This is a genomic window from Aeromonas sp. EERV15 (assembly GCF_900079845.1).
GTDB lineage: Bacteria > Pseudomonadota > Gammaproteobacteria > Enterobacterales > Aeromonadaceae > Aeromonas > Aeromonas sobria.
In genome coordinates this window covers 1-432 of the sequence record NZ_FKKY02000181.1, presented here as the reverse complement: position 1 = coordinate 432, position 432 = coordinate 1, and the positions used below count along the sequence as shown (strand labels likewise).

Annotated in this window: 1 protein-coding gene; it reads right to left on the bottom strand. The window is 70.8% G+C overall.

Translation table 11 applies throughout. The features are described from left to right. On the bottom strand, positions 1-432 hold a 432-nt coding region (locus tag BN4575_RS23045; protein WP_141689932.1), incomplete at both ends, for a 2-oxo acid dehydrogenase subunit E2.

The following is a 432-nucleotide window of genomic DNA, read 5'->3' as shown; positions in this document are numbered from 1 at the left end:
GCGTCGGGTGCTCGAGGAGCTGGAGCAGCACCTTGAGGAAGGTCGCGCCGACCGCGCCGTCGACGACGCGGTGATCGCAGGAGAGCGTCATGCCCATGCGCCGGCCCGGCACGACCTGCTCGCCGCGCACGACAGGCTCGCGGCGGACCTGGCCCACGGCGAGGATCGCGCCCTCGGGCGGGTTGATGACCGCGCCGAAGTTGTCGATCCCGTACATGCCGAGGTTCGAGATCGAGAACGTGCCGTTCGCCATCTCCTCGGGCCGCAGCTTCTTCGCCTTGGCGCGGCCTGCTAGCGCGCGCACCTCGGCGGCGATCTCGAGCACCTGCTTGCGGTCCACGTTGCGCACCACCGGCGTGACGAGGCCCTCGGAGACGGCGACCGCCACCGAGAGGTTGACGCGTCGGTGGACGAGGATCGCGTCCGAGGTGA